Origin of the sequence: Parabacteroides sp. AF17-3, from assembly GCF_003635445.1 — a bacterium.
GTDB lineage: Bacteria > Bacteroidota > Bacteroidia > Bacteroidales > Tannerellaceae > Parabacteroides > Parabacteroides goldsteinii.
Genome location: NZ_QTMM01000005.1, coordinates 247695 through 274207 on the forward strand (window position 1 = coordinate 247695; position 26513 = coordinate 274207).

General features: G+C 44.0%; 23 protein-coding genes. 19 read left to right on the forward strand and 4 right to left on the reverse strand.

From position 1 onward, the window contains the following. Nucleotide 1 precedes the first annotated feature (1 nt). Complete coding sequence (locus DWW91_RS08685; protein ID WP_122327479.1) at nucleotides 2-1396, reverse strand: transglycosylase SLT domain-containing protein; 1395 nt, start codon at nucleotides 1394-1396, stop codon at nucleotides 2-4. A gap of 11 nt (nucleotides 1397-1407) precedes the next feature. After that, nucleotides 1408-2823 carry a 23S rRNA (uracil(1939)-C(5))-methyltransferase RlmD gene (gene rlmD / locus DWW91_RS08690; RefSeq protein WP_122327480.1) on the reverse strand — a complete coding sequence of 472 codons (1416 nt, stop codon included), beginning with the start codon at nucleotides 2821-2823 and terminating at the stop codon, nucleotides 1408-1410. 193 nt (nucleotides 2824-3016) lie between these two features. Between rlmD and ppdK the strand changes: the two genes are divergently transcribed. From ppdK to DWW91_RS08770, 16 genes are all read left to right on the forward strand, one after another. Then, entirely contained in the window at nucleotides 3017-5737 is a 2721-nt protein-coding gene (gene ppdK, locus DWW91_RS08695; protein WP_122327481.1) for a pyruvate, phosphate dikinase, read from the forward strand. 167 nt (nucleotides 5738-5904) lie between these two features. Continuing rightward, entirely contained in the window at nucleotides 5905-6129 is a 225-nt protein-coding gene (locus DWW91_RS08700) for a hypothetical protein (RefSeq protein WP_007656790.1), read from the forward strand. 157 nt (nucleotides 6130-6286) lie between these two features. Further along, nucleotides 6287-7243: a fimbrillin family protein gene (locus tag DWW91_RS08705; protein ID WP_122327482.1), complete on the forward strand. Its 957-nt coding sequence runs from the start codon at nucleotides 6287-6289 to the stop codon at nucleotides 7241-7243. Nucleotides 7244-7457: 214 nt separating this feature from the next. Continuing rightward, nucleotides 7458-7856 carry a LytTR family DNA-binding domain-containing protein gene (locus tag DWW91_RS08710; RefSeq protein WP_007656787.1) on the forward strand — a complete coding sequence of 133 codons (399 nt, stop codon included), beginning with the start codon at nucleotides 7458-7460 and terminating at the stop codon, nucleotides 7854-7856. After that, nucleotides 7846-8499: an FHA domain-containing protein gene (locus DWW91_RS08715; protein ID WP_122327483.1), complete on the forward strand. Its 654-nt coding sequence runs from the start codon at nucleotides 7846-7848 to the stop codon at nucleotides 8497-8499. The genes DWW91_RS08710 and DWW91_RS08715 overlap by 11 nt, the downstream gene beginning before the upstream one ends. A gap of 137 nt (nucleotides 8500-8636) precedes the next feature. Continuing rightward, nucleotides 8637-8879 carry a hypothetical protein gene (locus tag DWW91_RS08720; RefSeq protein ID WP_007656785.1) on the forward strand — a complete coding sequence of 81 codons (243 nt, stop codon included), beginning with the start codon at nucleotides 8637-8639 and terminating at the stop codon, nucleotides 8877-8879. Next, nucleotides 8876-9391: an FHA domain-containing protein gene (locus DWW91_RS08725; protein ID WP_122327484.1), complete on the forward strand. Its 516-nt coding sequence runs from the start codon at nucleotides 8876-8878 to the stop codon at nucleotides 9389-9391. The genes DWW91_RS08720 and DWW91_RS08725 overlap by 4 nt, the downstream gene beginning before the upstream one ends. 14 nt (nucleotides 9392-9405) lie before the next feature. Continuing rightward, nucleotides 9406-10209 carry a PP2C family serine/threonine-protein phosphatase gene (locus tag DWW91_RS08730; protein WP_007656780.1) on the forward strand — a complete coding sequence of 268 codons (804 nt, stop codon included), beginning with the start codon at nucleotides 9406-9408 and terminating at the stop codon, nucleotides 10207-10209. A 44-nt stretch (nucleotides 10210-10253) separates the two neighbouring features. Then, nucleotides 10254-12155, forward strand: a complete 1902-nt coding sequence (locus DWW91_RS08735; RefSeq protein WP_122327485.1) for a serine/threonine-protein kinase — start codon at nucleotides 10254-10256, stop codon at nucleotides 12153-12155. A gap of 8 nt (nucleotides 12156-12163) precedes the next feature. After that, entirely contained in the window at nucleotides 12164-13108 is a 945-nt protein-coding gene (locus DWW91_RS08740) for a hypothetical protein (protein WP_122327486.1), read from the forward strand. Between the two features lie 11 nt (nucleotides 13109-13119). Then, nucleotides 13120-15339 (forward strand): hypothetical protein, encoded by a 2220-nt coding sequence (locus DWW91_RS08745; protein ID WP_122327487.1) that lies wholly within the window; start codon nucleotides 13120-13122, stop codon nucleotides 15337-15339. 7 nt (nucleotides 15340-15346) lie between these two features. Continuing rightward, nucleotides 15347-16234, forward strand: coding sequence for a serine O-acetyltransferase (locus DWW91_RS08750; RefSeq protein WP_010803101.1), 888 nt, complete (start codon nucleotides 15347-15349; stop codon nucleotides 16232-16234). A 101-nt stretch (nucleotides 16235-16335) separates the two neighbouring features. After that, nucleotides 16336-16734 carry a ferredoxin gene (locus tag DWW91_RS08755; RefSeq protein WP_007656771.1) on the forward strand — a complete coding sequence of 133 codons (399 nt, stop codon included), beginning with the start codon at nucleotides 16336-16338 and terminating at the stop codon, nucleotides 16732-16734. 24 nt (nucleotides 16735-16758) lie between these two features. Then, complete coding sequence (locus DWW91_RS08760; RefSeq protein ID WP_122327488.1) at nucleotides 16759-18552, forward strand: NADH-ubiquinone oxidoreductase-F iron-sulfur binding region domain-containing protein; 1794 nt, start codon at nucleotides 16759-16761, stop codon at nucleotides 18550-18552. Between the two features lie 39 nt (nucleotides 18553-18591). Continuing rightward, entirely contained in the window at nucleotides 18592-20382 is a 1791-nt protein-coding gene (locus tag DWW91_RS08765; RefSeq protein WP_010803103.1) for an NADH-dependent [FeFe] hydrogenase, group A6, read from the forward strand. A 3-nt stretch (nucleotides 20383-20385) separates the two neighbouring features. After that, nucleotides 20386-20874, forward strand: coding sequence for an NAD(P)H-dependent oxidoreductase subunit E (locus tag DWW91_RS08770; protein ID WP_007656762.1), 489 nt, complete (start codon nucleotides 20386-20388; stop codon nucleotides 20872-20874). A 495-nt stretch (nucleotides 20875-21369) separates the two neighbouring features. On the opposite strand, the gene DWW91_RS08775 is transcribed toward DWW91_RS08770, so the two are convergent. After that, on the reverse strand, nucleotides 21370-22365 hold the full coding sequence (locus DWW91_RS08775; RefSeq protein WP_122327489.1) for a TPM domain-containing protein: 996 nt from the start codon (nucleotides 22363-22365) through the stop codon (nucleotides 21370-21372). A gap of 21 nt (nucleotides 22366-22386) precedes the next feature. Then, entirely contained in the window at nucleotides 22387-22986 is a 600-nt protein-coding gene (locus DWW91_RS08780) for a LemA family protein (RefSeq protein WP_010803106.1), read from the reverse strand. A 251-nt stretch (nucleotides 22987-23237) separates the two neighbouring features. Here DWW91_RS08780 and DWW91_RS08785 point away from each other — a divergent pair, with 251 nt between their 5' ends. The 3 genes from DWW91_RS08785 (at nucleotide 23238) to DWW91_RS08795 (ending at nucleotide 26475) form a co-directional block, all read left to right on the forward strand. Then, entirely contained in the window at nucleotides 23238-24611 is a 1374-nt protein-coding gene (locus DWW91_RS08785; RefSeq protein WP_046147103.1) for a cytochrome c peroxidase, read from the forward strand. A 23-nt stretch (nucleotides 24612-24634) separates the two neighbouring features. Then, nucleotides 24635-25099 (forward strand): septal ring lytic transglycosylase RlpA family protein, encoded by a 465-nt coding sequence (locus DWW91_RS08790; RefSeq protein ID WP_010803108.1) that lies wholly within the window; start codon nucleotides 24635-24637, stop codon nucleotides 25097-25099. A 107-nt stretch (nucleotides 25100-25206) separates the two neighbouring features. After that, on the forward strand, nucleotides 25207-26475 hold the full coding sequence (locus DWW91_RS08795; RefSeq protein ID WP_010803109.1) for a TolC family protein: 1269 nt from the start codon (nucleotides 25207-25209) through the stop codon (nucleotides 26473-26475). The last annotated feature ends 38 nt before the right edge of the window (nucleotides 26476-26513 follow it).

The following is a 26513-nucleotide window of genomic DNA, read 5'->3' on the forward strand; positions in this document are numbered from 1 at the left end:
TTCAACTATGCTTAGTCTTACTCTTGTAGTAATTGTAACGTTCCATCACTTCACGCACATAATTGAATGTCTCCGAACCGCGGAGATATCCATGTTTGCAGACAGGGTCGTTATAGTATTCGGGATCGCTTTTCAGGCGGATATACTCGGCAACATTATCTTCCCAGACATTCGGGTTCTTTCCATACTTTTCGGTCAGGCGTTGAGCGTCATAGACATGTCCGATGCCGGCATTGTAGGAGGCTAATGTAAACTTTATCTTTTCCTGCGGGTCAGTAATCTCGGAAAAGCCCTGGCGGAATTTACGCAGGCAATCTACACCCGTACGGATTCCGATATCCGGGTCTTTCAGTTCGTGGGGAGTAACACCAAGTGCTTTTGCCGTGTTCGGCATGATGCCCATCAGACCTTCGGCTCCTGCCCAGGATACGACGGATGGGTTGAAATGGGATTCCTGATAGGAAATGGAGGCAAGCAGCTGCCAATCCCATCCGATGTTTTTGGCATGCCGACGGAACAAATCGTCATAAGGAGAAATATGCCCGTTCTTTACCGGGGGAAGATCTGCCGTTAACGGCTGCTTACCTAGCTCGAAATAACGTTTCACTACTGCCCGGTAGACGTGCGAGCCAGATTTATCCGAGGCCCATGCATTGATCGCTTCGGCCAGTTGCGGACTACTCTTACGAACCAGCCAGGAAGAACGCTGCATGAAGCTGACTTTCAGTGAGACATTGATATTCCAGAAGTAGGTCTTGTTCAGACGAGCGATATTATCGTCACTGATGGTATAAGGAATTTCACCTTGCGAGACCATCGCTATCAGGTCTTCGGTTGTTACCGTGTCTTTCTTTATGTCTTTTATATGGATGCCGCCGCCTAATTCTTTATCCAGGTTTTTAAGGCGTTCGTAATACTTTGTATCGGGTTTCACATATACGTCTTTCCCGATTAGTTGGGTGACATCTTTAAGAATCGTATCGCCTTTGTTGGCACGCTGAACCAATACCTGGCTGGTGAGTTCTTCCCGTCCGCAGTAGAGATAATTTTCTTTCAGGTTATTGCTTACCTGGATGGGATAGGCAATAACGTCGGCTTCTCCGGCTTCGAGCATTTCGATCAGGCGGGTGGCATTTTCGGCCACTTTGATATTCAGCTTCAGTCCTTCGGAACGGGCAAAGTCTTTTATCAGGTCGTATTCGTAACCCATCGGCTCCATTTTATACTGGAAATAAGACGTGGAACTGTAGAGTGTGACAGCTGTGATTTCGCCCTGTGCCTTCAACTGGGGGAGGTCCATAGACACAAAATCGTCTTCCTTCTGCTCTTGCTTCTTGCCGGAACAGCTACTTAAAAGCAAAGTGATACACAAAAGGGAGACGATTTTCCTATACATTATTATATATGTTACTTTTTCTTCTCTAATAAAACGACATTCTCCACATGATGTGTATGTGGGAACATATCGACCGGACGAACCTTCTTCACGTCGTACTTCACGCTAAGCAGGCTCAGATCGCGGGCCTGTGTTGCCGGGTTACAACTTACATAAACGATACGCCCCGGTTCGGCGAAAAGGATGGTGTTGATTACATCATCGTGCATCCCGGCACGTGGAGGATCAGTAATAATAACATCCGGACGGCCATGTTGGTTTATGAAATCTGCCGTCAGGATATCTTTCATGTCTCCGGCGTAGAACAGCGTATTGTCAATCTTATTCAAAGCCGAATTAACTTTGGCATCTTCGATTGCTTCCGGAACGTATTCGATACCGATTACTTTTTTAGCCTGGCGGGAAACGAAGTTGGCTATCGTTCCGGTACCGGTATAAAGGTCGTAAACCATTTCATTACCGGTTAGTCCGGCAAACTCGCGGGCTACTTTATATAAGTTATAAGCCTGTTCACTGTTCGTCTGATAGAACGATTTCGGACCAACCTTGAACTGAAGGCCTTCCATCTCTTCAATGATATGGTCTTTACCACGGAACACCAGCACTTCCTGGTCGGTGATCGTGTCGTTGCACTTTTCGTTTATGACATATAATAAGGAAGTGATTTCCGGGAATTGTTCTGCCACATGAGACAGCAGGGCTTCGCGGTGTTCCTTATCTTCATGGTAGAATACGACAACCACCATCAGGTCGCCCGTCGATGCCGTACGTATCATTAATGTACGGATAAAACCTTCCTGGTTCCGCAGGTCGAAGAAAGGATATCCTTCGTGTGACAGGCAATATTCTTTGATGTAAAGGCGGATACGGTTGGAAATATCATTCTGCAACCAGCATTTGTGTATATCCAGCACTTTGTCGAACATGCCGGGAATATGGAAACCGACCCCGTTCATGCAATCGAAAGTGGCTCCGGATTTTACTTCTTCTTCTGTCAGCCATTTCTTGTTGGAGAATGTGAATTCGAGTTTATTCCGGTAGAAGGTGGTGCGTTCGGAACCCAATATAGGCAAAATCTCTTCCATTTCTATCTTTCCGATACGGGTGAGATTGTCTATAACCTGCTTATGTTTGTACTTCAACTGCGCTTCGTAGGGCAGATGTTGCCATTTGCAACCGCCGCAAACACCGAAATGTTCGCAAAAAGGAACGGCACGTTCCGGAGAATATTCGTGGAAGTACACTGCTTTACCTTCGGCATAACTGTTCTTTTTACGGGTGAGCTGGATGTCTACTACGTCGCCGGGAGCAACAAAAGGAACAAACACTACTTTCTCATTTACTCGTGCAATCGCCTTACCTTCAGCGGCTACGTCTGTAATTGTTACCTTTTCCAACAAGGGTAACTGCTTCTTATTTCTTGCCAATTTTATCTGAGTTTTAAATTTTTCCCACGCAAATGTACATATTTAGGTAATACGAATAATAAGGAATAGCTATAAAACACATAAAATTGTTTAACTTTCTATATCCTTCATACTCTGAAATAGCATATATTTGCAGCATTGCAATGTAGAGATAGCAAAACTGAAATCTAATAAACATAATACTGTCTGACACATGGAAAGAAAAAGAGTCTACACATTCGGAAATGGAAAAGCCGAAGGAAAAGCAGATATGAGAAATCTGCTGGGTGGTAAAGGTGCAAACCTTGCCGAAATGAATTTGATTGGGGTTCCGGTTCCTCCGGGATTCACTATCACAACAGAAGTTTGCTCGGAATATTATGAACTGGGCCAGGACAAAGTCGTAGAACTACTGAAGTCGGACGTTGAAAAAGCTATTGCTAATGTAGAAACGTTGATGAACTCCAAGTTCGGAGATGTAGAAAACCCGTTGTTGGTTTCTGTCCGTTCCGGAGCACGCGCTTCTATGCCGGGTATGATGGATACTATCCTGAACCTGGGATTGAACGACGAAGTAGTAGAAGGGTTGACACGTAAAACCGGTAACGCTCGTTTTGCATGGGACTCTTATCGCCGTTTTGTACAAATGTACGGTGATGTGGTTCTGGGTATGAAACCGACCAGCAAGGAAGACATCGATCCATTCGAAGCAATCATCGAAGAGGTGAAAGAAGCCAAAGGGGTGAAGCTGGACAACGAACTGACTGTCGACGACTTAAAGACATTGGTTACAAAGTTTAAAGCCGCAGTAAAGAAACAAACAGGAAGCGACTTCCCGACTTGTGCTTACGAACAGTTGTGGGGTGCTGTTTGTGCCGTATTTAACTCATGGATGAACGAACGTGCTATCCTGTACCGCCAGATGGAAGGTATTCCGGCAGAGTGGGGAACAGCCGTAACTGTTCAGGCTATGGTATTCGGTAATATGGGTGAAACTTCCGCTACCGGTGTATGTTTCTCTCGTGACGCCGGTAACGGTGAAGACTTGTTCAACGGTGAATACCTGATTAATGCACAGGGTGAAGACGTTGTGGCCGGTATCCGTACTCCGCAGCAGATCACTAAAATCGGTTCACAGCGCTGGGCTGAACGCGCCGGTATTCCTGAAGAAGAAAGAGCTGCCAACTATCCTTCAATGGAAGAGGCTATGCCTGAGATCTATAAGGAACTGGATGCTTTGCAGACGAAACTGGAAAATCATTACCGCGACATGCAGGATATGGAATTTACCGTACAGGAAGGTAAACTGTGGTTCCTTCAGACTCGTAACGGTAAACGTACCGGTGCTGCTATGGTAAAGATTGCTATGGATCTGTTGCATCAGGGAATGATTGACGAAAAGACAGCCCTGGCACGTATCGAACCGAATAAACTGGATGAATTGCTTCACCCGGTATTTAATAAGGCTGCGCTGAAGAAGGCTAAAGTATTGGTAAAAGGTTTACCTGCATCTCCGGGTGCTGCTACCGGCCAGATTGTATTCTTTGCCGACGACGCTGCTGAATGGCATGCTGCCGGAAAACAGGTTGTTCTTGTGCGTATCGAAACATCTCCGGAAGACTTGGCCGGTATGGCTGTAGCCGAAGGTATCCTGACAGCTCGTGGAGGTATGACTTCTCATGCAGCCGTTGTTGCCCGTGGTATGGGTAAATGCTGCGTATCGGGAGCCGGTGGTTTGAATATCGACTATAAGAAAAAAACAATCGAAGTAGGAGGTATCACGCTGAAAGAAGGTGACTTCCTGTCTATCAACGGTTCTACCGGAGAAATCTTTGAAGGACAAATTGAAACGCAGGCTGCTGAATTGTCGGATGATTTCGCTGAATTAATGAAGCTGGCCGATAAATATACCAAACTTCAGGTTCGCACAAATGCAGATACTCCTCATGATGCCGAGATTGCCCGTGCATTCGGAGCAAGCGGTATCGGATTATGCCGTACGGAACACATGTTCTTCGAAGGCGAAAAGATCAAAGCAATGCGTGAAATGATCCTGGCGGAAGATGCCGAAGGACGTAAGAATGCATTGAAGAAGATTCTGCCTTATCAGCAAGCAGACTTCAAGGGTATCTTCAAGGCTATGCATGATCTGCCTGTTACCGTTCGTCTGCTCGATCCTCCTTTGCACGAATTTGTTCCTCACGATCAGAAAGGTCAGGAAGAAATGGCTGAAGCAATGGGTATCTCCGTAAAAGAAATTCAGCAGCGTGTTGAATCGCTTTGCGAACATAACCCGATGTTGGGCCACCGTGGTTGCCGTCTGGGTAACACATATCCTGAAATCACTGAAATGCAGACACGCGCTATTTTAGGTGCTGCGTTGGAATTGAAGAAAGAAGGTATTGTGGCTAAACCGGAAATTATGGTTCCGCTGACCGGTATTCTGTATGAATTTAAAGAACAGGAAAAGGTAATCCGTGCTGCTGCTGAAAAGTTATTTGCCGAAGTAGGAGACCGTATTGACTTTAAAGTAGGTACAATGATCGAAATTCCTCGTGCAGCCTTGACTGCCGACCGTATCGCTTCTTCTGCCGAATTCTTCTCATTCGGAACAAACGACTTGACTCAGATGACATTCGGTTATTCCCGTGACGACATCGCTTCCTTCCTGCCGATTTATCTGGAAAAGAAGATCCTGAAGGTAGACCCGTTCCAGGTATTAGACCAGAATGGAGTAGGTCAGCTGGTAAGAATGGCTACGGAAAAAGGACGTGCTATCCGTCCGGATCTGAAATGTGGTATTTGTGGTGAACATGGTGGCGAACCGTCTTCTGTTAAGTTCTGCCACAAAGTAGGTTTGAATTATGTATCATGTTCTCCGTTCCGTGTGCCTATTGCTCGTATTGCCGCAGCACAGGCCGCTATTGAGGATTGATCTGAAAAAATAATAAATAATGCGATTAAGAAGGGTATTTTTTTTGAATATCCTTCTTAATTCGTTTTAAAATGTACGTATTATTGGTTATTTATTTCTTTATTTTCAAATAATAATTACTTTTGTACTAATGATTTTATATTATCCATTAATGTATAAAGAATTATATGGCACGTACAGTAAATTATTCAAAGAAGATTGGGAAAATTAAAGCTCAGTTGGATGAGCTAGTTAAGGACATTGAAAATGGTTCTAAGAAAGGAGAAGAAGTTGTAGAACAGAAAACAAAGACTAAGATTTCTGATATCGATTTCGAAACTGAGGACCTGGCTACCTTAATGAAAATTCAGACGCGTTTAGTGCGCGCAATTAATGCAAAAATGAAGAATTAAATCGAATGCAGGTTTTATACCTTCGATAAAAGAGGGATATTCCATCCAATGGAGTATCTCTCTTTTTTTATTAAATAAGATCATATCCGCCACTCATTTGAACCAAAAGAGGTTTTAAAATGTATTATATAGACGAATAATTATAAAATGGCTGGTTATGGAAACTAAATTACTCAAAACAACACAATTGCTGGTATTTATCTATGTGATTTTCTTCTTTGCCGGATGTTCCAAAAACACAATAATCCTGGAGGTCGGTGATGAGAATAAACCTTCGGGAGGGAATAATACGGAAGGAACGAACCTGGTGACCTTCAATGCTTCAATTGAAGGTCGTAATTTGATGACACGTGCAATGTCACCCATGAATCAGGGAATAAAAAGCAAAGTACTAGTATTCGAACCCTCTACCCAAAACGGGACAAAAGGAACTCCTTCGGCACAGGGATTATACATCACTTCTGCTCCCGGAGTATTAACCGGAGTGGATGGATATAAAATGTATCTGGGAAATGGTATTTTTGACTTTTATGCAGTATCGGATAATTTTTCTACTATACCGCCTACATTCTCGGCCGGAAAATCGGAACCTTTATTCAATGGGATCGATTACCTTTGGTGGCATAATCCGAATCTGGATGTGGCAAGTTCACAGATCAATATACCGATTGTCTATTTGCATGCAGCGACACAAGTGGTTATTGAAATATCGGAAGGAGAAAGTATTCGATTAAACAAATTAATTTCAGCAACGATCACTCCGCCGGAACCGGGAGCAAGCATGGATTTGGCAACGGGAACCATACCTCCGGCAACTACATTCGACAGACCGGACAAAATGGGTATAAATGGTTTTCTGGCTCAGTATATCATGCTCCCGCTGGAAACATCCGAACCGATGTCTTTGACTTTGGAGGTAATGGCAAACGGAGAAAGTGCATCACGAATTTACACCGTTGATGTTCCTGTTCCCGACGGTACATTAAAAGCCGGTAATTCATACTTATTTAGTGCAATAATCGATGGAAACACCGTTACATTTTCAAGTGTGAATGTAAAAAACTGGACTGAAGTTGATGAAACAGGCAATCCTCTTTATCCTACTTTGGAGTGAGATTAGTTTCCTGTTTTAAATTATACCTGCAAAAGCATTGAAATTTAACATAAACTTATTCCAGGCAAAATGCTTAGTATTTAGGAATGAAAGAGGAATATTTGTGAAAAATATTCCTCTTCCCATTTATATTTCTTTATAAAATATAGCCGGGGTAAAGATAAAATGCCGTATATTTGTTACTTGATGAAAATTAAAAAAACAATATCAACGTATGGAGCGGTATTTAATAATTAAGACGAGGGATGAATTGTTACGGATAAAGATAGGGCAGATACTCTACTTTGAAGCTGATAGAAATTATACTAAATTACTATTATCCAATGGAATCCAGTTTACGTTTGCGATTAATATCGGTAAGATAGAAGAGATACTGGAGAAGCAGGTAGAGGGATGCAACAAGATATTAATGAGAGTAGGAAAAAGTCACATCATCAATAAAAATCATATCCTGCAAATCAATTTACCCAAGCAAAAACTGTTATTATTGACAGAAGAAGGCAAGCCCAGGGAACTTATAATATCCAAAGATCCTTTAAAAGTACTAAAAGAATCGCTGGAAAAGGAAATGGGTAAACCGGAAGAACCAAAGGAAGTGAAAGATGAAGATTAAAATCGGTAAAGCTGAAGATAATGATTTTATAGTGAATGATCCTCATGTTAGCAGACATCATGCTTGTCTGGTTCGTGAGGATCATGGCTGTTGGTTGTTGGAAGATCTCGGCTCTACTAACGGAACTTTCGTCAATGGTTCACAGATCGTCAAGAAACGTATTACACCAACGGACAAGATTATTCTTGGTACCGGGTATGTGCTGAACTTGACTGAAGCGCTTAAATATAATAATGATTATAGTGAAGAGTTTGCTGCACTGAAGAAAGTGTATGACGATTATGTTCAAGAAAAAGTTAAGATACAGTCGGCTAACCAGCTTAAAACCAGATTATTCCAGTCCCTTCCTTTTGCGCTGCCCGGTGTGATAGGCGTTGTGATCGGATTTCTGGGCAAAGGAAGTCCGGAGTTCTTGGCTATAAGTTTGTTTATAACTATCTGTGCCCCGACGATAGGCATTTACCTGGGTGCAAAGCAGGCATCCAAGACTCCTCAACAGCTTCAGGATATTGCAAACCGGTTTAAAATAGACTATGTATGTCCTAAATGCGGTACTTTTCTGGGGGAAATTCCCTGGGAATCTCTGAGGAACAGGAAACAATGTCCTGTTTCTTCCTGTAAAGCAAAGTGGGTCAGTGAATAAGTTGTTTCGTATCTCAAAAGCGGACAGTTTGTACATAAAACCCAAACCTTTGATTATAAGAGAATATTAGATGTTAATTTAATCCATTACTTTTCCTACTTTTGTTTCCAGAAAGAATAATTTTAATTCAAACCAGTATGCAAGAGGAGGAATACACATTTGTTACACTAGACAGTGACGACTCCGTATTTAGTGATGCGGTAGTTGTAGATGTGGATGGGGAAAACGATTTATCTGGTATCGTAATGATTGATGACGATAATATGGATGTTTCAGATTTTATTACATTATCTGACGACACAATATTCTTGTCGGATGCAGACGTGCATGATACTTTCTCAACTGATATCGACGGAGCAGATTTATCATTTATGCTATGATTTCAGTTAAATGTCCACATTGTCACGTAGGATTAAAGGTAGACGAGGGGAAACTTCCCCTCGATCTGACCTCCTTTAAATGTCCGAAGTGTAAACAACCGATTCCTGTCTCTTTGCTTCAACTGGGAAAACAAGGATTTGATGCGGATCAGGATACAATTCTTGTCAATCCGGTTTCGAATGGTACGGGACAGCTTACAGTTGTTGGAGATTCGGCTACACCGGAACAAATTTTCCCTCTCAATGAAGGTATTGCAATCATCGGTCGTAAATCTAACGCTTCGAACGCTACAATAGGAATTGCAACGGCTGATAAGTCGATGAGCAGGGAGCATATACGAATAGAAGTTAAAAAAGACCCGAAAGGAGGGTATAAACATTTTCTTTCTGACAATAATAGTAAAAACCATACGTTATATAATAGCAATTACCTTGAAAATGGAGAGGTCGTAGTGCTTAAGAACAATGACGAGATCATTATCGGCCATACGGTTCTCCGCTTTAATGAATAAAATCTGTTCGTGCTATGAATATAACGATTGGCAAGCCTTGGGCCGTTTGTGAAAAAGGCGGTAGACAAAACAACGAGGATTCTATTTACCCCTTACCGGAAAGGGTAAACTCCAATCAGAAATTATTTCTGGTCTGCGATGGTGTCGGCGGCTCAGAAAAAGGAGAGATTGCAAGCTCATTAGCGTGTGAATCTTTTCAGACATTCTTTTCCACCTTCTTAGAGGATGAACCTACCGAAGAGTTTGTTAATAAAGCTGTCGGTTACACGGAGGTACGCTTTGACGATTATGTGAAAAATCATCCGGAAGCAAAGGGTATGGCTACCACATTAACGATGGTTTCAGTCGGAGCTTCGGGAATAACACTGGCACATATTGGGGATAGCCGTATTTACCAGTTCCGCCAGGGAGAAATTATTTATCAGACAGAAGACCATTCGCTGGTTAATTCGCTTGTCAAACTGGGGAAAATAAGCAAAGAAGAAGCATTGACCCACCCGCAAAAAAACGTAATAATTCGTGCCATACAGGGATCGGAGCATCCGACAGAAGCCGATGTAGTCCTTTTAAAGGATATACAAGCGGGCGATTATTTCTTTATGTGTACCGACGGTGTGTTGGAAAGACTTAAAAACGAAGATCTTTCTTCTATTTTCTCTACTTATAACAATCCGGAAGACATCAAAGACGGTATTATGGCTGCCTGTTGCGGAAAGACCAGAGATAACTTTTCTTTTTACATTTTACCAGTTCAAAATGTAGGTGAATCTATCGGAATAAAACAAAATATTCTCTCTTTCCTTTATTCTTTTATATAAATAACGTAATTTTGGCAGATTAAAAAGAATAGCGCGAGAAAGTTATGAATTTGCCAAACGGATATCCTCTTCAAAACGGAAAGTATCGACTTACTCATGTAGTTGGTCAGGGCGGCTTTGGTATAACTTACAAAGGCGTTTGGTATACAGAAGTTAAGGGACCGCTAGGAACGATCAAAACGGAAGTTCCTATATGTGTAAAAGAATATTTTTTTAAAGATTACTGTTACAGAGATCCTGACTCTTTCGCTGTCAAGGTTCATTCTGAAACGGGCAGGGCTCTTTTTGAGAAGTTTAAAGAGAAACTGATCAAAGAAGCTAAAATCCTGTCTGATGTTCATCATCCCCATATTGTGAATGTATTGGAAGTGTTTGAAGAAAATGACACGGCCTATATTGCTATGGAGTATATTTCAGGTAATAGTCTGAAATATAAGATGGATAAGGAGGGCATAATGCCTGAAGCGAGAGTTCTCAGATATATGCGTCAGATAGGAGAGGCCCTTCAGTTTGTCCATGAGAAGAATATTCTTCATCTGGATATCAAACCTAGCAATATATTGATTGATCAGGCTGGGAAAGCGCGTCTAATTGATTTTGGTGTGAGTAAACGGTATGATATCGAGCAGCAGGAAACGAGTACCACGATGTTAACTTTATCGAAAGGGTTTGCATCTATTGAACAGTATGATAATGAAGGTACGCAAAGTTTTTCCCCTTGCCCGGATATTTATTCGTTGGGAGCAACCATGTATAATCTGCTGACGGGGAAGATTCCTACAGAATCCATTCTTCGTGCAGCACGTCCGTTGCCTTCCCCCCGGGATTTGAATCCCTCCATTTCTGCAAAAACGGAAGCGGCTATTATCAAAGCGATGGAGATTGTTCCGGCTGACCGTTTCCAGTCAATGTCGGAAATGCTGGCTGCATTGGATTTTCCCGAAGTTGAAGAAGAGGAGATAAAGAAAGATATTTCTTCCCCCGAATATTTCGAAGAAGATGAGACAACGATTCTGTTTACGACCCGTTTGCCTCAATCCGGAAAGGATGAAGGGGATGAGACTGTACTGAATAACGTCGATATACCAGCAGTACCTAAAAAGAAAAAAAGAAAAGTAACGTTAATCTCTTTACTAATTATTATATTTGCAAGTATAGGTTCAGCGGTGGCTCTTTTGGTGCAGCGCAGTAAAGCTGTTCCTCCTGTTGCTGAAGTTTTGAATTCTGTTCCGGAAGGGAATAATAATCCTGTATCAGAATCGACTGTTCCTGTTGTTATTGACGAAAACAAGACTTCGGGAGTTGTTGAAGCAGAACCTGAATCTGAATCAAAGAAAGAGAATGCCAGCGTTCGACCGGACTCACAGGAAAAGAAGATTGTTAAACCGGAAACGACTCCGAAACAGACCGATCCTGTAAAGCAGAAAGTCGAACCTGTCGTTAACGATATAAAGCAGCCGGTAACAGCACCATCAGTTCCTACTGAAGCAGAGATGAATGCAGAGTTTGAAGCATTGATCGCTTCCGGTAAAAATAAAATGGCAGCATCGGATGCATCCAGTAATGCGGCTGATTTTATAAAAGCAACAGAGGAGATTGCCGATGCCGGTACTGATTTCAGTAAGGCTGCCAAGATCAAGATGACAGATGAATTGATTAGTCTGATTGAAAAACGTAAAGTCAAAGAAGAAGAGATACTTTTGGCTGGCAGAAAAGCACTGTATGATGAAGTGAAGCCTTTTGGGGAACTCATGATCGTTCAGAAAAAGGAGACACAAAAGTTTGGAGCTATCGATGCCAATGCGAGAGAACGTATCAAATGTAAGTATTTGGCTGCCTATCAAACCCAGCAAGGGTATAGGGCGTTTCTTAGAGAGGATGATCTGTTCGATATTTATAATGCAGAAGGTATAATGATTAGTGAACGTTTACCGGATTATTATTAATTGTATTTATGAAAAGACTTTGGATATTTATCTTATTTGTTGCAGTGTTGCCGGGATATATGATGGCACAGCAACAAACTGAATATAACAGAAAAGGCGACGAGGCAATGAGGCGTCAGGATTACAGGATGGCGACAATGTGGTATGAAGAGGGTGTCATACAATGTGATTCGTATAGCATTGATCAGTTGACAACTATATGGAAAAACAATAAAAAGATGCGTTCGTCTATGCGTGGTCTGATGAGTCGATGTTTTGATTGCCTGAGAGACAAAGCGACAATAGAGAGTGATACTACAGCTATATCACAATTGGTCCATTATTATACGGAAGGCATCGGGACGCAGGCTAATGAGGAACGTGCCAGAAGTTGGAGTAATCGTCTGGAAGAACTTCGCCGGCCGATGGAGCTGATCTCTTATATACCCCAAAAAGAAAAAAAGCCGAGAGAACCCATGAAGTTCTTTGTCGGTTATGCTTTTTCAATTGAAGCTCCTTATGGGTTAACCGTTGGAGGTGTCGGGGAAAGGTTCGGTTGGTATGCTCGTTTTAAAACCAATATGTCATTTGATAACTACACCTATGAATGCCGGGGAACGGATGAATTTGTAAGTTATCCGGATAATACATCCTTGAGATTTACAAACGAAAAGAAAGTGAACAGTTTAGCAGCCTCTGCCGGTCTTGTCGTTAAATGTACTCCCTGGCTATATACTTCTGTCGGTTTGGGATATGGTAAACGGGAATTGTTATGTGAATATCAAACGACCAGTTGGGATGATGTTAGTATACAGAAAAACGACTGGGCTAAAAATACAGATTACTCTCACGAAGGAGTTGTTGTAGACTTGGACTTTATGGTAAAATTCGGTTCTGTGTTTGTTAGTGCCGGATGTAATACTTTGAACTTTAAATATGTAGATTTGAATGCAGGTGTTGGTGTATTCTTTTAATTGATAGGCTTATGAAACAATTATACTTTATAATAACTATATTGTCTTTACTATTATTTGGTTGTTTGGAAGATCCGGAGATGAATACCGGATTGCAAAATGCATTGAAACCAGAGTTTGAAAAGTTTAGTGGAGATGACATTACAAAGACGGCGACAACGATTCTTGCTAAAGCTACCATAAAGAAGGAAAATGGCTCTCCGGTTACTGAACGCGGATTTCAGTATTGGGAAGAAAAAAGTTCCAGCACCCGAAAAGTTACTGATGAAGAAAAAGAGGGTAAAGGAACATATAGCTTAACGATAAGTCAACTGACGGATGGTGAAACTTACATGATATGTCCTTATGCGATTAATGGAGTTGGCACCAGCTATGGAGATACGATTAAAGTCAATACAAATCCCGGTACCGGTAGGGTTAAGACATCGGTTATTGATGATGAATCTGTTGATGCTACTTCGGTAGATGTAAAAGGTATTATTGCGGAGAAAGGAGAAGGCGATTATGAAGACTATGGTTTTCGTTTGTTTAATGCGGAAAAAGACACGACATTCAATAAGGAGAGAGGTGTAGAACTTCGGGATGATAGTGTTTTAGTATATACTATTAAAGGATTGGAACCCAATACGGAGTATTTTGTAGAAGCCTATGTGAAGAATAAATTTGGAACATTCAGTTCTGATGGTAAAGTAAAATTTACAACAAAAGACGGCCTTCCTAAATTAGGCAGTATTAGTATCAAGGGAGAAGCTGCATATGATTATGTAGATTTAAGAGCACAACTGATTAGTGAAGGTGATTCTGCTGTTAAAGAGTTCGGTTTCTGCTGGGGAACAGATATTAAAACGCCAGGAAGACCGAATATTGAGGAAGATAGTACAGTTCAAGCCCTTTCCTTGGGGGATGATAACTTCTTTGAAGCTCGGATAGAGAACTTGAAAGCGGCAACAAATTACTATGTTATTGCTTATGCAACAAATGCTTTCGGAACACGATACAGTAATGATACGATCAGAGTTGTAACGAAGAGAGATCTCCCGACTATATTTCTCAATGACCCTTCAACTTATGTTATAGATACAGGAGTTGTTACTATTGGTGGAGAATTGCAAAGTGAAGGGAAAACACCTGTGACTAAATTAGCTATTTATTATTCTTCTACCTCTGCCCCTGGTCCGAAAAATTATGAAGGGAAAAAAGAGTTTACCACTGCTGATCTTGATGAAGATAAGAAATTTAATATTTCTATTGAAGGAATAAAGGGAGGTAAGAATTATTATCTCAGGGCATATGCAACCAACGAATCAGGTGATACCCCAAGTAATGAGGTCAAGTTTACTACTCCTTCAATATTTGGAAATGATCTGGCTACTTTCCCAGGAACCGGACGTGTTGAGTTTGCTACATTCTGTGCGAATAATCAGATATATGTTTTGGGAGGATCTTCTGGTACCGGGTATGTTAAAGATCTTTACGGTTATAGTCCGAGTGAAAATAAATGGGCCGCTTTGGCTTCTTATAAAGAGAGTGCGTATGGTGTTTCAGTCTGTACACAGGATGATAATGTTTACGCTGTAGCTGGTATTACAAGTGCCAGGTGGTATACTGAATTGTATACTTATAGTAGTAATACTTGGACTCAGTTTGCTTCATTGGAAAGTGATAAGAAGATGGAATGTATCTTTCCGACAAGTTTTGTTTATAAAGATTCAATCATCTTAATCGGAGGAGAAAGTCTTGGTGAAAGCAATCTGGCTGTGCGGGATACCATATATCGGTATGATATGATCAATCAGGAATGGGCCGGTTGTGGAAATTTCCCGGTTTCTATAAAGGCTGGCGTTTCTATTACTTCTGGTGATAGTGTATTCGTCGGACTCGGCAATAAACCGGAAGATGGTCCGGATGAACGGGGATTGTGGATTAATACTTCTGGTAATTGGAGTAACTGGACTCGGTTAACAGAGACTCCGCCTGAGATGAAAAATGTTTGTTCAGGTGTTTTGTTCAAAGATTGCTTATACTATATAGACAATGGTGGTGTTATTTGGCGTTTTAATTTGACAACGAAGGACTGGTCCAAAATGTCCAGTTTCCCTAAAAAGTTGACTAATACGCCTGTCGATTATAGGATATTCTTGTTGAATGATACCATATACATTTTCTTAATCAATTATTATTCTTCTTATTTGAAAACGTACGATCCTTTATGGGATGTACCGCAAAAATAGAATCGACATGAACAGGACTGACATCTTAAACCAGATACAAAAAAACGTAGAACGTTTGTCGGCTTCCGATCTGCCGGAGTATAAATATATTCCGTTGCATCAGAAGCCATCACCTTCAGTTCTTTCGCTTCGGGAAGTTATGTTGTTGCTTCGGAAAGTTATCTTTCCGGGGTTCTTCGGTTCCGAGCAGGAGGCACAGGTTGATTCTATTCAATATTATACAGGGGTATATCTGGAACAAATTTATGATTTGCTCCACGAACAGATATATAATGGTTTGTGCTTTGAAGTAGACCGTTGCTGCGATTCAAAGGACCGGGCATCCCGGATTGCGATAGACTTTATAAATAAGATACCTCATATTAAATATCTGCTTTCAACAGATGTCAAAGCTATTCTGGATGGTGACCCGGCAGCAAAGAGCCTTAGCGAAATAATCTTCTGTTATCCGGCTGTACATGCTATTCTTCATCAACGGGTTGCCCATGAATTATTAAAGCTAGGTGTCCCTGTGTTGCCCCGTATTATCACGGAGATGGCCCATTCCGAGACTGGTATCGATATTCATCCGGGGGCGCAGATTGGAGAATATTTCAGTATAGATCACGGTACCGGTATCGTGGTGGGACAAACAGCCATTATAGGTAATCACGTCCGTTTGTACCAGGGAGTTACTCTGGGAGCTAAAAACTTTACACTGGATGAAGAAGGATTACCTATCGACGTTCCCCGCCACCCGATCATTGAAGATTATGTGACTATTTACTCCAATGCATCTATCCTGGGACGTATTACGATTGGAAAAGGTTCAGTGATAGGCGGTAACATTTGGCTAACCCACAGTGTGCCGCCAAACTCCAAAGTCCTTCAAACCCGAGCGGTGGAAGACAAGTAAATCTTTTTTATTTTTAGGATAAAACACAGTCGTAATTTAAACAGAAATACGTATGTTTGCGTCATACCCATGTGGTAATAATGCCTTAAATGTGTACGATGATGAACAAAGTAAAAACGTTAGATGACCTTCGGAAGATGCGCGAATCTTTACGCGCTTCCCTTGATTTACGCGAGAAAAGTAACAATCCCGAGCAAATGGTTCAGATAAAGGTTGCCATGGCAACCTGCGGCATTGCAGCCGGAGCCAAAGAAGTTATGAGTTATTTTATTGAAGCTCTCGACCGGGAACGTGTAGATGCCCTGGTCACTCAAACCGGGTGTATGGGCTATTGCTATGCAGAACCGACAGTGGAGATTACTGTTCCCGGCAAAGAACCGATCGTATTTGGCCGTGTCAACAAAGCCAAAGTTGACGAGATTATAACCTGTTATATCAAACAGGGAATTTTGCTGGATGACATCATACCGGTCAACTATAACGCGGTCGGACCTGAATAACAAACCAATACAAATACTTACATAATGGCACAATATAGCAACTATATTCTGGTGTGCGGCGGTACAGGCTGCCGTGCATCACAAAGCGAACTCATACTTCAAAATCTGAAAGAGGCTGTCAGGGAGAACGGATTGCAGGAGAGTGTGCAGGTAATCCGTACCGGTTGTTTCGGCTTTTGCGAGAAAGGTCCGGTAGTGAAACTGATTCCGGATAATACATTTTATGTGGAGGTTACTCCCGAAGATGCAAACGATATTGTAAACGAACATCTGATAAAAGGACGTAAAGTAGAGCGGCTGCTTTATGTAAACCCCGAAACGAACGAACAGATACTCGACTCCAAACACATCAACTTCTATAAAAAACAATTGCGCATAGCCTTGCGTAACTGTGGTTTTATCAATCCCGAAAACATAGATGAATACATTGCCCGCGACGGTTATATAGCTTTAGGAAAAGCTCTGACCGAGATGACGCCCGATGAAGTGATTAAAGAGATTCTGGATAGCGGATTGCGGGGCCGAGGCGGCGGTGGTTTCCCTACCGGACTCAAATGGCAGATTACCCGCAAGGTGCAGGCTCCGCAGAAATATGTAGTCTGCAACGCCGATGAAGGCGACCCGGGAGCGTTCATGGACCGTTCTATCCTGGAAGGCGACCCGCATTCCATTGTGGAAGCGATGGCTATCAACGGATACTGTACCGGTGCCAGTAAAGGACTTGTCTATATCCGGGCCGAATATCCGCTGGCCGTAGAACGTTTAAAGATAGCGATACAACAAGCAAAGGAATATGGCTTCTTAGGAGAAAACATATTTGGTACTGACTTCTCTTTCGATATCCAGATACGTTATGGTGCCGGTGCTTTTGTTTGCGGAGAAGAAACAGCCCTGATACATAGTATGGAAGGGTTACGCGGTGAAGCTACAGTTAAACCGCCATTCCCCAGTGAACATGGATATAAAGGTTGTCCGACTAATGTAAATAATGTGGAGACCTACGCCAATATCCCCGTTATCCTGCTGAAAGGAGCCGGATGGTTCAGCAGTATAGGAACGGAGAAGAGTAAAGGAACCAAGGTCTTTGCCCTAGCGGGAAAAGTAAACAACGTCGGTCTGATTGAAGTCCCGATGGGAACGACGCTTCGTGAGGTGATATTCGGTATCGGCGGGGGAATAAAAGACGGAAAGAAATTTAAAGCCGTACAGACCGGAGGCCCTTCCGGCGGATGTCTTACAGAAAAGCATCTGGACTTGCCAATCGACTACGACAACCTGATAGCGGCCGGTTCCATGATGGGGTCGGGCGGTATGATTGTGATGGATGAAGACGATTGTATGGTGGCGATGGCTAAGTTCTATCTGGATTTCACCGTTGAAGAATCCTGCGGCAAATGCGCCCCTTGCCGGATTGGAAACAAACGGCTGCATGAGATACTCCAAAAGATTACATCGGGCAGAGGAACTATCGAAGACCTCGATAAGCTGCATAACCTAGCCATGGTTATAAAGGATACCGCTCTCTGCGGACTGGGACAGACCTCTCCGAACCCTGTCCTTTCCACCATGGATAACTTCTATGACGAATACCTGGCACATGTCGATGAACAACGTTGTCCTTCCCACCAGTGCCGCGAACTTACCCAGTACTTTATCAATCCGGAGAAATGCAAAGGCTGTACGATGTGTGCCCGAATCTGTCCGGTACATGCCATTACCGGCAGCCGGAAGGTTCCCCATACTATCGACTCGGATGTTTGTATCCGTTGCGGATCATGTATAGAGAAATGTAAGTTCGACGCTATTTACGTACATTAAATAGTTGACAGTGAATAATTGACAGTTGACAGAAAAGATATGGAAAACATAAAACTAACAATAGATAACAGAGAAGTGGAAGTCCCGAAAGGTACTACCATCCTCGACGCAGCAAAGAGCATGGGAATCCGTATCCCGACACTTTGCCATATGAAACTCGAAGATTTGCATTACGAGAACAATCCCGGCGCCTGCCGTATCTGTGTAGTGGAAATTGAAGGCCGCCGTAACCTGGCTCCGTCTTGTAAGATGGAATGTACGGAAGGAATGGTTGTAAGGACCCATACTCCCCGGGTAATGAATGCCCGGAAGACAGTGATGGAACTGATTCTGTCCAACCATCCGGCCGGTTGCCTTACCTGTAGCAGCAACGGATATTGCGAACTGCAAACAATAGCCCACGACTTGGGTATCCGTGAAATACGGTATCAAGGAGAACAATCCACCTTTGAGATAGATCGTTCTCCTTCCATCGTCCGTAACATGAATAAATGTATCATGTGCCGCCGTTGCGAAACGATGTGTAACAATATTCAGACAGTAGGAGCATTGACGGCCGTCAACCGTGGTTTCAACGCAGCCGTGTCTACAGCCTTTGAGCGTGATATCGCCGGAAGTACCTGTTCTTATTGCGGACAATGTGTTTCCGTCTGTCCGGTAAATGCCCTGAGCGGCCGTAATACCCAGCAGCCAGTATTGGATGCATTAGCTAATCCGGCTAAGATTGTGATAGCCCAGACTGCTCCGGCTGTACGCACCGCCCTCGGACGTGACTTCGGCTGTGAGCCGGGCACATTGGTTACCGGAAAGATGGTATCGGCTCTTCGCCAGTTAGGTTTTGACTATGTCTTTGATACTGACTTTGCAGCCGACCTGACCATTATGGAAGAGGGAACGGAACTTCTTCAGCGTCTCAGCAAATATCTTTCAGGGGATGAAGAAGTGAAAATACCGATGATGACCAGTTGCTGTCCCGGTTGGGTCAGCTTTGTCGAGCAGCACTTCCCGGAGTTGCGCGAACATCTGTCTACAGCCAAAAGCCCGCAACAGATGTTCGGAGCCATAGCCAAAAGTTATTTTGCAGAAAAGCTGGGAGTAGACCGTAAAGATATAGTTGTTGTCTCCATCATGCCTTGCCTGGCAAAGAAATATGAAGCCAGCCGTCCGGAGTTTGCCGTAGAAGGAAATCCGGATGTAGATATCTCCATCTATACCCGTGAACTGGCCCGTCTGATTCGTTATGCCAATATAAACTTCAACGAACTTCCCGACAGCGACTTCGACCATCCTCTCGGTGAATCGACCGGTGCCGGAGTTATCTTCGGAACTACCGGGGGAGTTATAGAAGCCGCCTGCCGTACAGCTTATGAACTGTATACGAAGAAGCCGCTCGAACGAATCGAGTTTAAGGAATTGCGCGGACTGGAAGGTATCCGTAGCGGAACGATTAACTTTGACGGCGTTCCCGTGAAGATAGGTATCGCCCACGGTCTCGGTAATGCCCGTAAACTGGTTGAAGAAGTAAAAAGCGGAAAGTCTCCTTATCATGTTATCGAGATAATGGCCTGCCCCGGTGGTTGCATCGGAGGTGGCGGCCAACCGTTCCATCAGGGAAGGATGGATGTTTTGCGTAAACGTGCCGCCGCCCTTTACAGCGAAGACGAAAGCAAGCCGCTCCGCAAAAGCCATGAGAATCCGTATATTCAGCAGTTATATAAAGAATACCTGGGCGAACCCTGCGGACCAAAGGCGCATGAATTACTGCATACTCATTACTTCGACCGCAAAGAAGTAGTCAATATGTTTTTGGAAACCGATAAAGACGAATAAGCCATGGAAAAGATACATTTGCCCCAACCGAAAGTAAACGAACTGCATGCCATCTGCAAAGAGCATGACAACGACCCCGGCGAGCTAATCAATATTCTGCACGCAGCACAGGAAATCTTCGGTTACCTTCCCCGCGAAGTGCAGGAAATGGTAGCGGCCGAATTGCATATTCCCGTATCCCGTGTGTATGGTGTAGTCACCTTTTATTCGTTCTTTACCATGACTCCGAAAGGGAAATACCCGATTTCCGTCTGTTTGGGAACCGCCTGTTATGTGCGGGGAGCCGAGAAAGTACTGGACGAATTTCAGCGTCAACTGGAAATCAAGATAGGAGAGACCACCCCCGACGGTCTGTTTTCTCTGGACTGCCTGCGTTGTGTCGGGGCTTGCGGACTGGCTCCCGTAGTGACAATAGGAGGTAAAGTCTACGGAAGAATTACACCGGAAAAGGTACGGGATATCCTGTCGGAATACTATATCCGCGAAGAATAAGAGTTTTTCGTTTAAAAGCCTTTGCTGGTTCACTTGTATGCATGAGCGCTTTATTATCAACAGATGGCAAGGCAGAAGTAGTTGTAGGAATAAGCCTTCACCGGATGACAGATGACAGACGATATTGCAAATAGAACTTTTATTTGCAATGCTGTAAGTGATTTATAGACAGTTGTATACAAGTGAATATGACAGATGGCAGATAAAATCCGGAAACTTTTGTGTAGAGAGAAATTTTTACTTATATAAAAGGGAAATGAGTAGTTAACAACTAGCTCGTTTCCCTTTATTTTTTATCTCAAAGAAGCATAGAAACTAATTGAAAAGTAGTAACAACGTAAAATTACCCTGTACACCTTACCCCGGTAGGCTGTACAGGGTAGTTAGCCAGGGTGTACACCATAATCGATTATCCTGTACACCCTGGTATTAGTGAGTCCTGACCTTTATATTAGTTTGTCCAGACCTATGCCTTAGAAGTTAGGGACTTTTCGTTTAAAAACGGCTGATGGAACCGCCACCTCCCGAGCGTCCTCCGCCCCAGGAACCGCCACCACCACCGCCAAAGCCACCGAAACCACCTCCGAAGCCTCCGCCTCGTCCGCCACCACCAATAATGATAGGACCAGTGCTACGTCTTAGCCGGCTGATGTTCCGGTTTTTCTTTTCGGTATAACCGCAATTCTTGCAACGGTACGTATCTTCTGCCAGTCCTTCCGACTGGTAAGTAGCCCGCTGTATAACTTGTTGGCCGACATATACCAACGTCTTTTGTCCGCAACGGGGGCAGATACGGGGACGATATTTGAGGAAGGAGACAAGAATAAAGATTCCGGCAGGAAATACAATCATCATAATCATGAATAACCACAGGAAAAGATTATCGTCTTCCGACTGCCTGCTAGTGTTTCCTCCCGTCATGGCGGCACGCTCATAATCGCTTGCCATCAGGTATTGCTTTACGGCAGCTACGCCTTTCAACATACCGGCGCTATACTCACCCGCTTTCAGGTCCGGAATCATATATCTCTGTTGCAGACGATAGCAGATTGCATCCGGGAGCACTCCTTCTATGCCGTAACCCGTCTCGAAAACGACGGAGCGTTGCGTAGGTTCGGTAACAAGTTGTATCAGGAGTCCGTTGTCTTTGTCCTTTTTTCCCAATCCCCAATGTTGGAACAGGTCGGTGGCAAACATACGGGCATCGTTATCGCCGATACTTTCAACGGCAACGACGGCAACTTCTATTCCCAGGCTGTCTTCTACAATCTGCAACAGGCGGTTGATGCGGTCGACATCCTGAGGCTGTATGATTCCGTCGGGGTTGCTCACGTGATTATTCCGGTCGGAAAGACGTACGTTAGGTATCGTTTCGACTGTATAATTTTTTGCTGCAGAAAGCTGTAACGGGAAAAGGGATACGAGCAGCAAGACTGCCAGCCATAGAACCGGCAGACGTTTACCCGTTAGTATTCTATTCAGATTTCTCATCCTTTACCTGAACTTATCGGATTAGAATTCAACTTTCGGAGCTTTCTCCGCACCGCTCTCCGCACTGAAATAGGCTTTCGGCTGGAAACCGAACATACCGGCCAGGATATTGGTCGGGAAACTGCGGATATAGGTATTATAAGACTGCGCCGTTTCGTTGAAACGCTTGCGTTCTACCGAGATACGGTTTTCTGTGCCTTCCAGCTGTGCCTGCAATTCGGAGAAGTTCTGATTGGCTTTCAGGTCCGGATAACGTTCGATAACGAGCATCAGGCGGGAGAGGGCACTGCTCAGTTCCCCTTGCGCAGCCTGGAATTTCTTCATCGACTCTTCGTTCAGGTTGGATGGGTCGATGGTTGTTTTGGTCGCCTCGGCGCGGGCGCTTACCACACCTTCCAGAGTCTCCTTTTCATGCGTTGCATATCCCTTGACTGTATTTACCAGGTTAGGAATAAGGTCCATACGGCGCTGGTATTGGTTCTCCACCTGGCTCCAGGCAGTTTTTACTCCTTCATCTTGTGTAACCATTGTGTTGTAAGTGCCTTTTACCCAGGAGTAACCGGCAAATAAAAGTACCACGATAATGGCAATTGTGATCCACAAAGCTTTGTTCTTAAACATTTTCTTTTTGCTTTAATTGTTATACATAGTGTTGCAAAGCTATATAAAAAACAGGAGAGGAGAAGAAACTGTTTTGCACAATTATCGTTTAGGACGAAATTTATCCGTATTGTACCAATGGGAGAATCATTGCAGACAAAATAATATAGACACAGCCTATCTCGCCATAAATAAAACTTATCAATCTTGTGAAGATATCTTAATAAATATATCTACTTTTGCAGGAAACAAATCTCAAACAACCAATAATTATGCGTAACACTAGTTTTAGTAAGATGGCGGTACTTCCTGCCGGACTGCTTACGTTGGCTTTGACAATGCCTTCGTGCTCATCCAATGAGTACAAGAAACATGAGGGCGACAAGGCAAAACAGGTAGCTTCGATTATCCGTAACAACGGATGTATGGAATGTCACTCGGCCACCGCAAATGTTCCTTTTTATGGAAAGTTGCCGGTTATCGGTCCGGTTGTGCAGGCTGATATGAAAGAAGGTACACATTATCTGGACCTTACAGCGATGTTAACAGCACTGGATAACGGACAGCCTGTGTCGGAAGTCGATTTGGCGAAAGTGGAGAACACTGCCCTGAGCGGTTCGATGCCCCCAGCCAAATATTACACAGTGCACTGGGGAACCAGCCTGAATGACGACGAAAAAGCGGTCATTATCGCTTGGGCGAAAGATGTCCGTAAGAACAATTATGTATCGCCTACCGTAGCAGAAGAGTTTGCCAATGAACCGGTTCAACCGTTGATGGCTGCTATCCCGACCGATTCGGCTAAGGTTGCTTTAGGATTTGATTTGTATCACGACACACGCCTGTCGGGTGATAACACGGTTTCGTGTGCCACTTGTCACGGATTGAATACGGCCGGAGTAGACCGCAAGCAGTTCTCGGAAGGTATCCATGGCCAGTTCGGCGGAGTGAATGCACCGACCGTTTATAATGCGGCACTCAACTTCGTGCAGTTCTGGGACGGACGCGCTGCCGACCTGAAAGAGCAGGCTGCCGGACCTCCTTTGAACCCGGTGGAAATGGGTAGCGCTTCATTCGACGAAATCTGTGCCAAGCTGGCTGAAGACAAGGAGTTGAGCAAACGCTTCCTTGAAGTATTCCCTGAAGGATTTACGCAGTCGACGGTAACGGAGGCTATCGCTGAGTTTGAAAAGACGTTGCTTACACCGAGCCGTTTCGACAAATACCTGCAAGGAGACAAGAATGCCCTAACAGCCGAGGAACTGGAAGGTTACCAGTTGTTTAAAGACAATAAGTGCGCGACTTGCCACGTCGGTATGAACTTGGGCGGACAGTCGTATGAATATATGGGTATCAAGGATAATTATTTCGATTACCGCGGCACTGGCTTGACGGATGGTGACAACGGACGCTGGGCAGTAACCAAGAACGAGGCTGACCGTCATAAATTCAAGACACCTACACTGCGTAATGTAATGCTAACAACGCCTTATATGCACGACGGTTCGATAACCACAATAGAGGATGCTATCCAGGTGATGCATGAGTTCCAGATTGGAAAACGTATCTCGGATGCCGAAACGGCGAAGATTGTGGCGTTCCTCGGTACGTTGACCGGCGAGTATAACGGAGAGTTGCTTCAATAATACAAATTAGTTATATAATGCACATGCCCTTCCGCTTGTTCCATATCGTTCTTCTGCTGATTGCTTTGCAAAGCACAGGGGGCGTATGGGGACAGGAGGAGGGGCTTGCTTCTTATTACCATGAACGTTTTCACGGTCGGAAATCTTCGAGCGGCCGTATCCATGATAAGGACGAGATGGTTGCCGCCCACCGCACTCATCCTTTCGGTACTTATCTGCGTGTCACTAACCTTGAGAATATGAAAAGCGTGATAGTCTGCGTCACCGACCGCGGTCCACACCGTAAGGGGCGGATTATCGACGTATCCTCGGGCGCTGCAAAGCTACTGGGATTTAAGAAGAAAGGGCTTGCCCGTGTACGGGTGGAAGAAGTCCCCGGCCCTATAGATTTGCGCTGGCTGGAACTTATCTATCCTAAATTTCCTCCGACACTTACCACGGAGGATATGATGCCTAAACCTCCATACCGCATGATAATAAATGATTGAAGCGGTTCTAATCAAATTCTAATTTCAACTAAGAGGATTCTAATCGGATACGTAGGGACGTAAAATGCCCCGCCCTATACCTTTGCGCTCAAAAAAAAGAGATGCACATGGGTAAACGATTCATTCTTTTATTACTTGTCTTACCGGTATTCTGCTATGTCACCAGGGCAGAAGGCCAATCCGTCAAACTTACTTTACAGGAAGCTGGGCAGCGCTTTGCCACCTGCAATCTCGAACTGATTGCGGAGCGTTATAATATCGACATTGCCGAGGCTGGAGTTATCCAGGCCAGGTTGTTTGAAAACCCGGTCATTTCGCTGGAACAGAATGTTTACAACCGTCTGAACGGGAAGTATTTCGACGTCGGGAAGGAAGGCGAAGCTGTGATAGAGATTGAACAGCTAATCTATATTGCAGGACAACGCAACAAGCGGGTGCGGGTAGAGAAGCTAAATAAGGAGATGGCGGTCTACCAGTTTGAAGAGGTGTTGCGCACGTTGCGTAGCGAGTTGAACAGCAAATTCATTGAGATTTATTATACCCGGAAATCACTCTCGGTCTATGACAAGGAGATAGATTACCTGGAACGACTGCTGGAAGCGATGAAGGAGCAGAATGAGAAAGGAAATATCTCCCTGCTCGAAAAGTCGAGGATACAGGCACTTTTGCTTTCTCTGCAACAGGAGAGGAATGATGCGTTGAACCGGCTTATCGCCTTGCAAGGGGATATGCGGTTGCTGCTGGGGTTGGAGGCAGACGAGACGTTTGAGCCGGTCTTCGATGCGTCGGTACTGAAACAGATGGATACCGGGGCAGTCCCTTTTGCGGAACTGTCGGAGCGGCTTGCCGGGCGACCGGATATGAAGATGGCGCGGACGAATATACAGGTGTCACGTGCCAATGTGAGCTTACAAAAGTCGCTGGCCTTTCCCGAAGTAAGCCTGAAAGGGTCTTATGACAGGGCGGGTAACTTCTGTGATAATTACTTTGCCGTAGGACTGAGCATCTCGGTTCCTGTCTTCAACCGCAATCAGGGGAATATCAAATCTGCCCGCCTTGCCGTACTGCAAAACACGAATCGGGAAGAACTTGCCCGCCGGCAGGCGGAAACGGAGCTTTTCACCAGCTATGCACGACTGGAGAAGGCGGTCAAACTGTATCGTTCTTCCAACTTTGAACTGGAACGCGACTTCGGGACTATCATCGAGGGGGTAAACAGCAACTACCAAAAGCGTAATATCAGCCTGCTGGAGTTTATCGACTATTACCAGGCGTATAAAGAAACCTGCCTGCAACTTTACCAGACGGAGAAAGATGTGTTCCTCGCCATGGAGGAAGTCAATACCGTGACGGGCAGCGACGTGTTCAGCTATTAATGACTAATGAATATTGAATATAAGGATATGAGAAATAG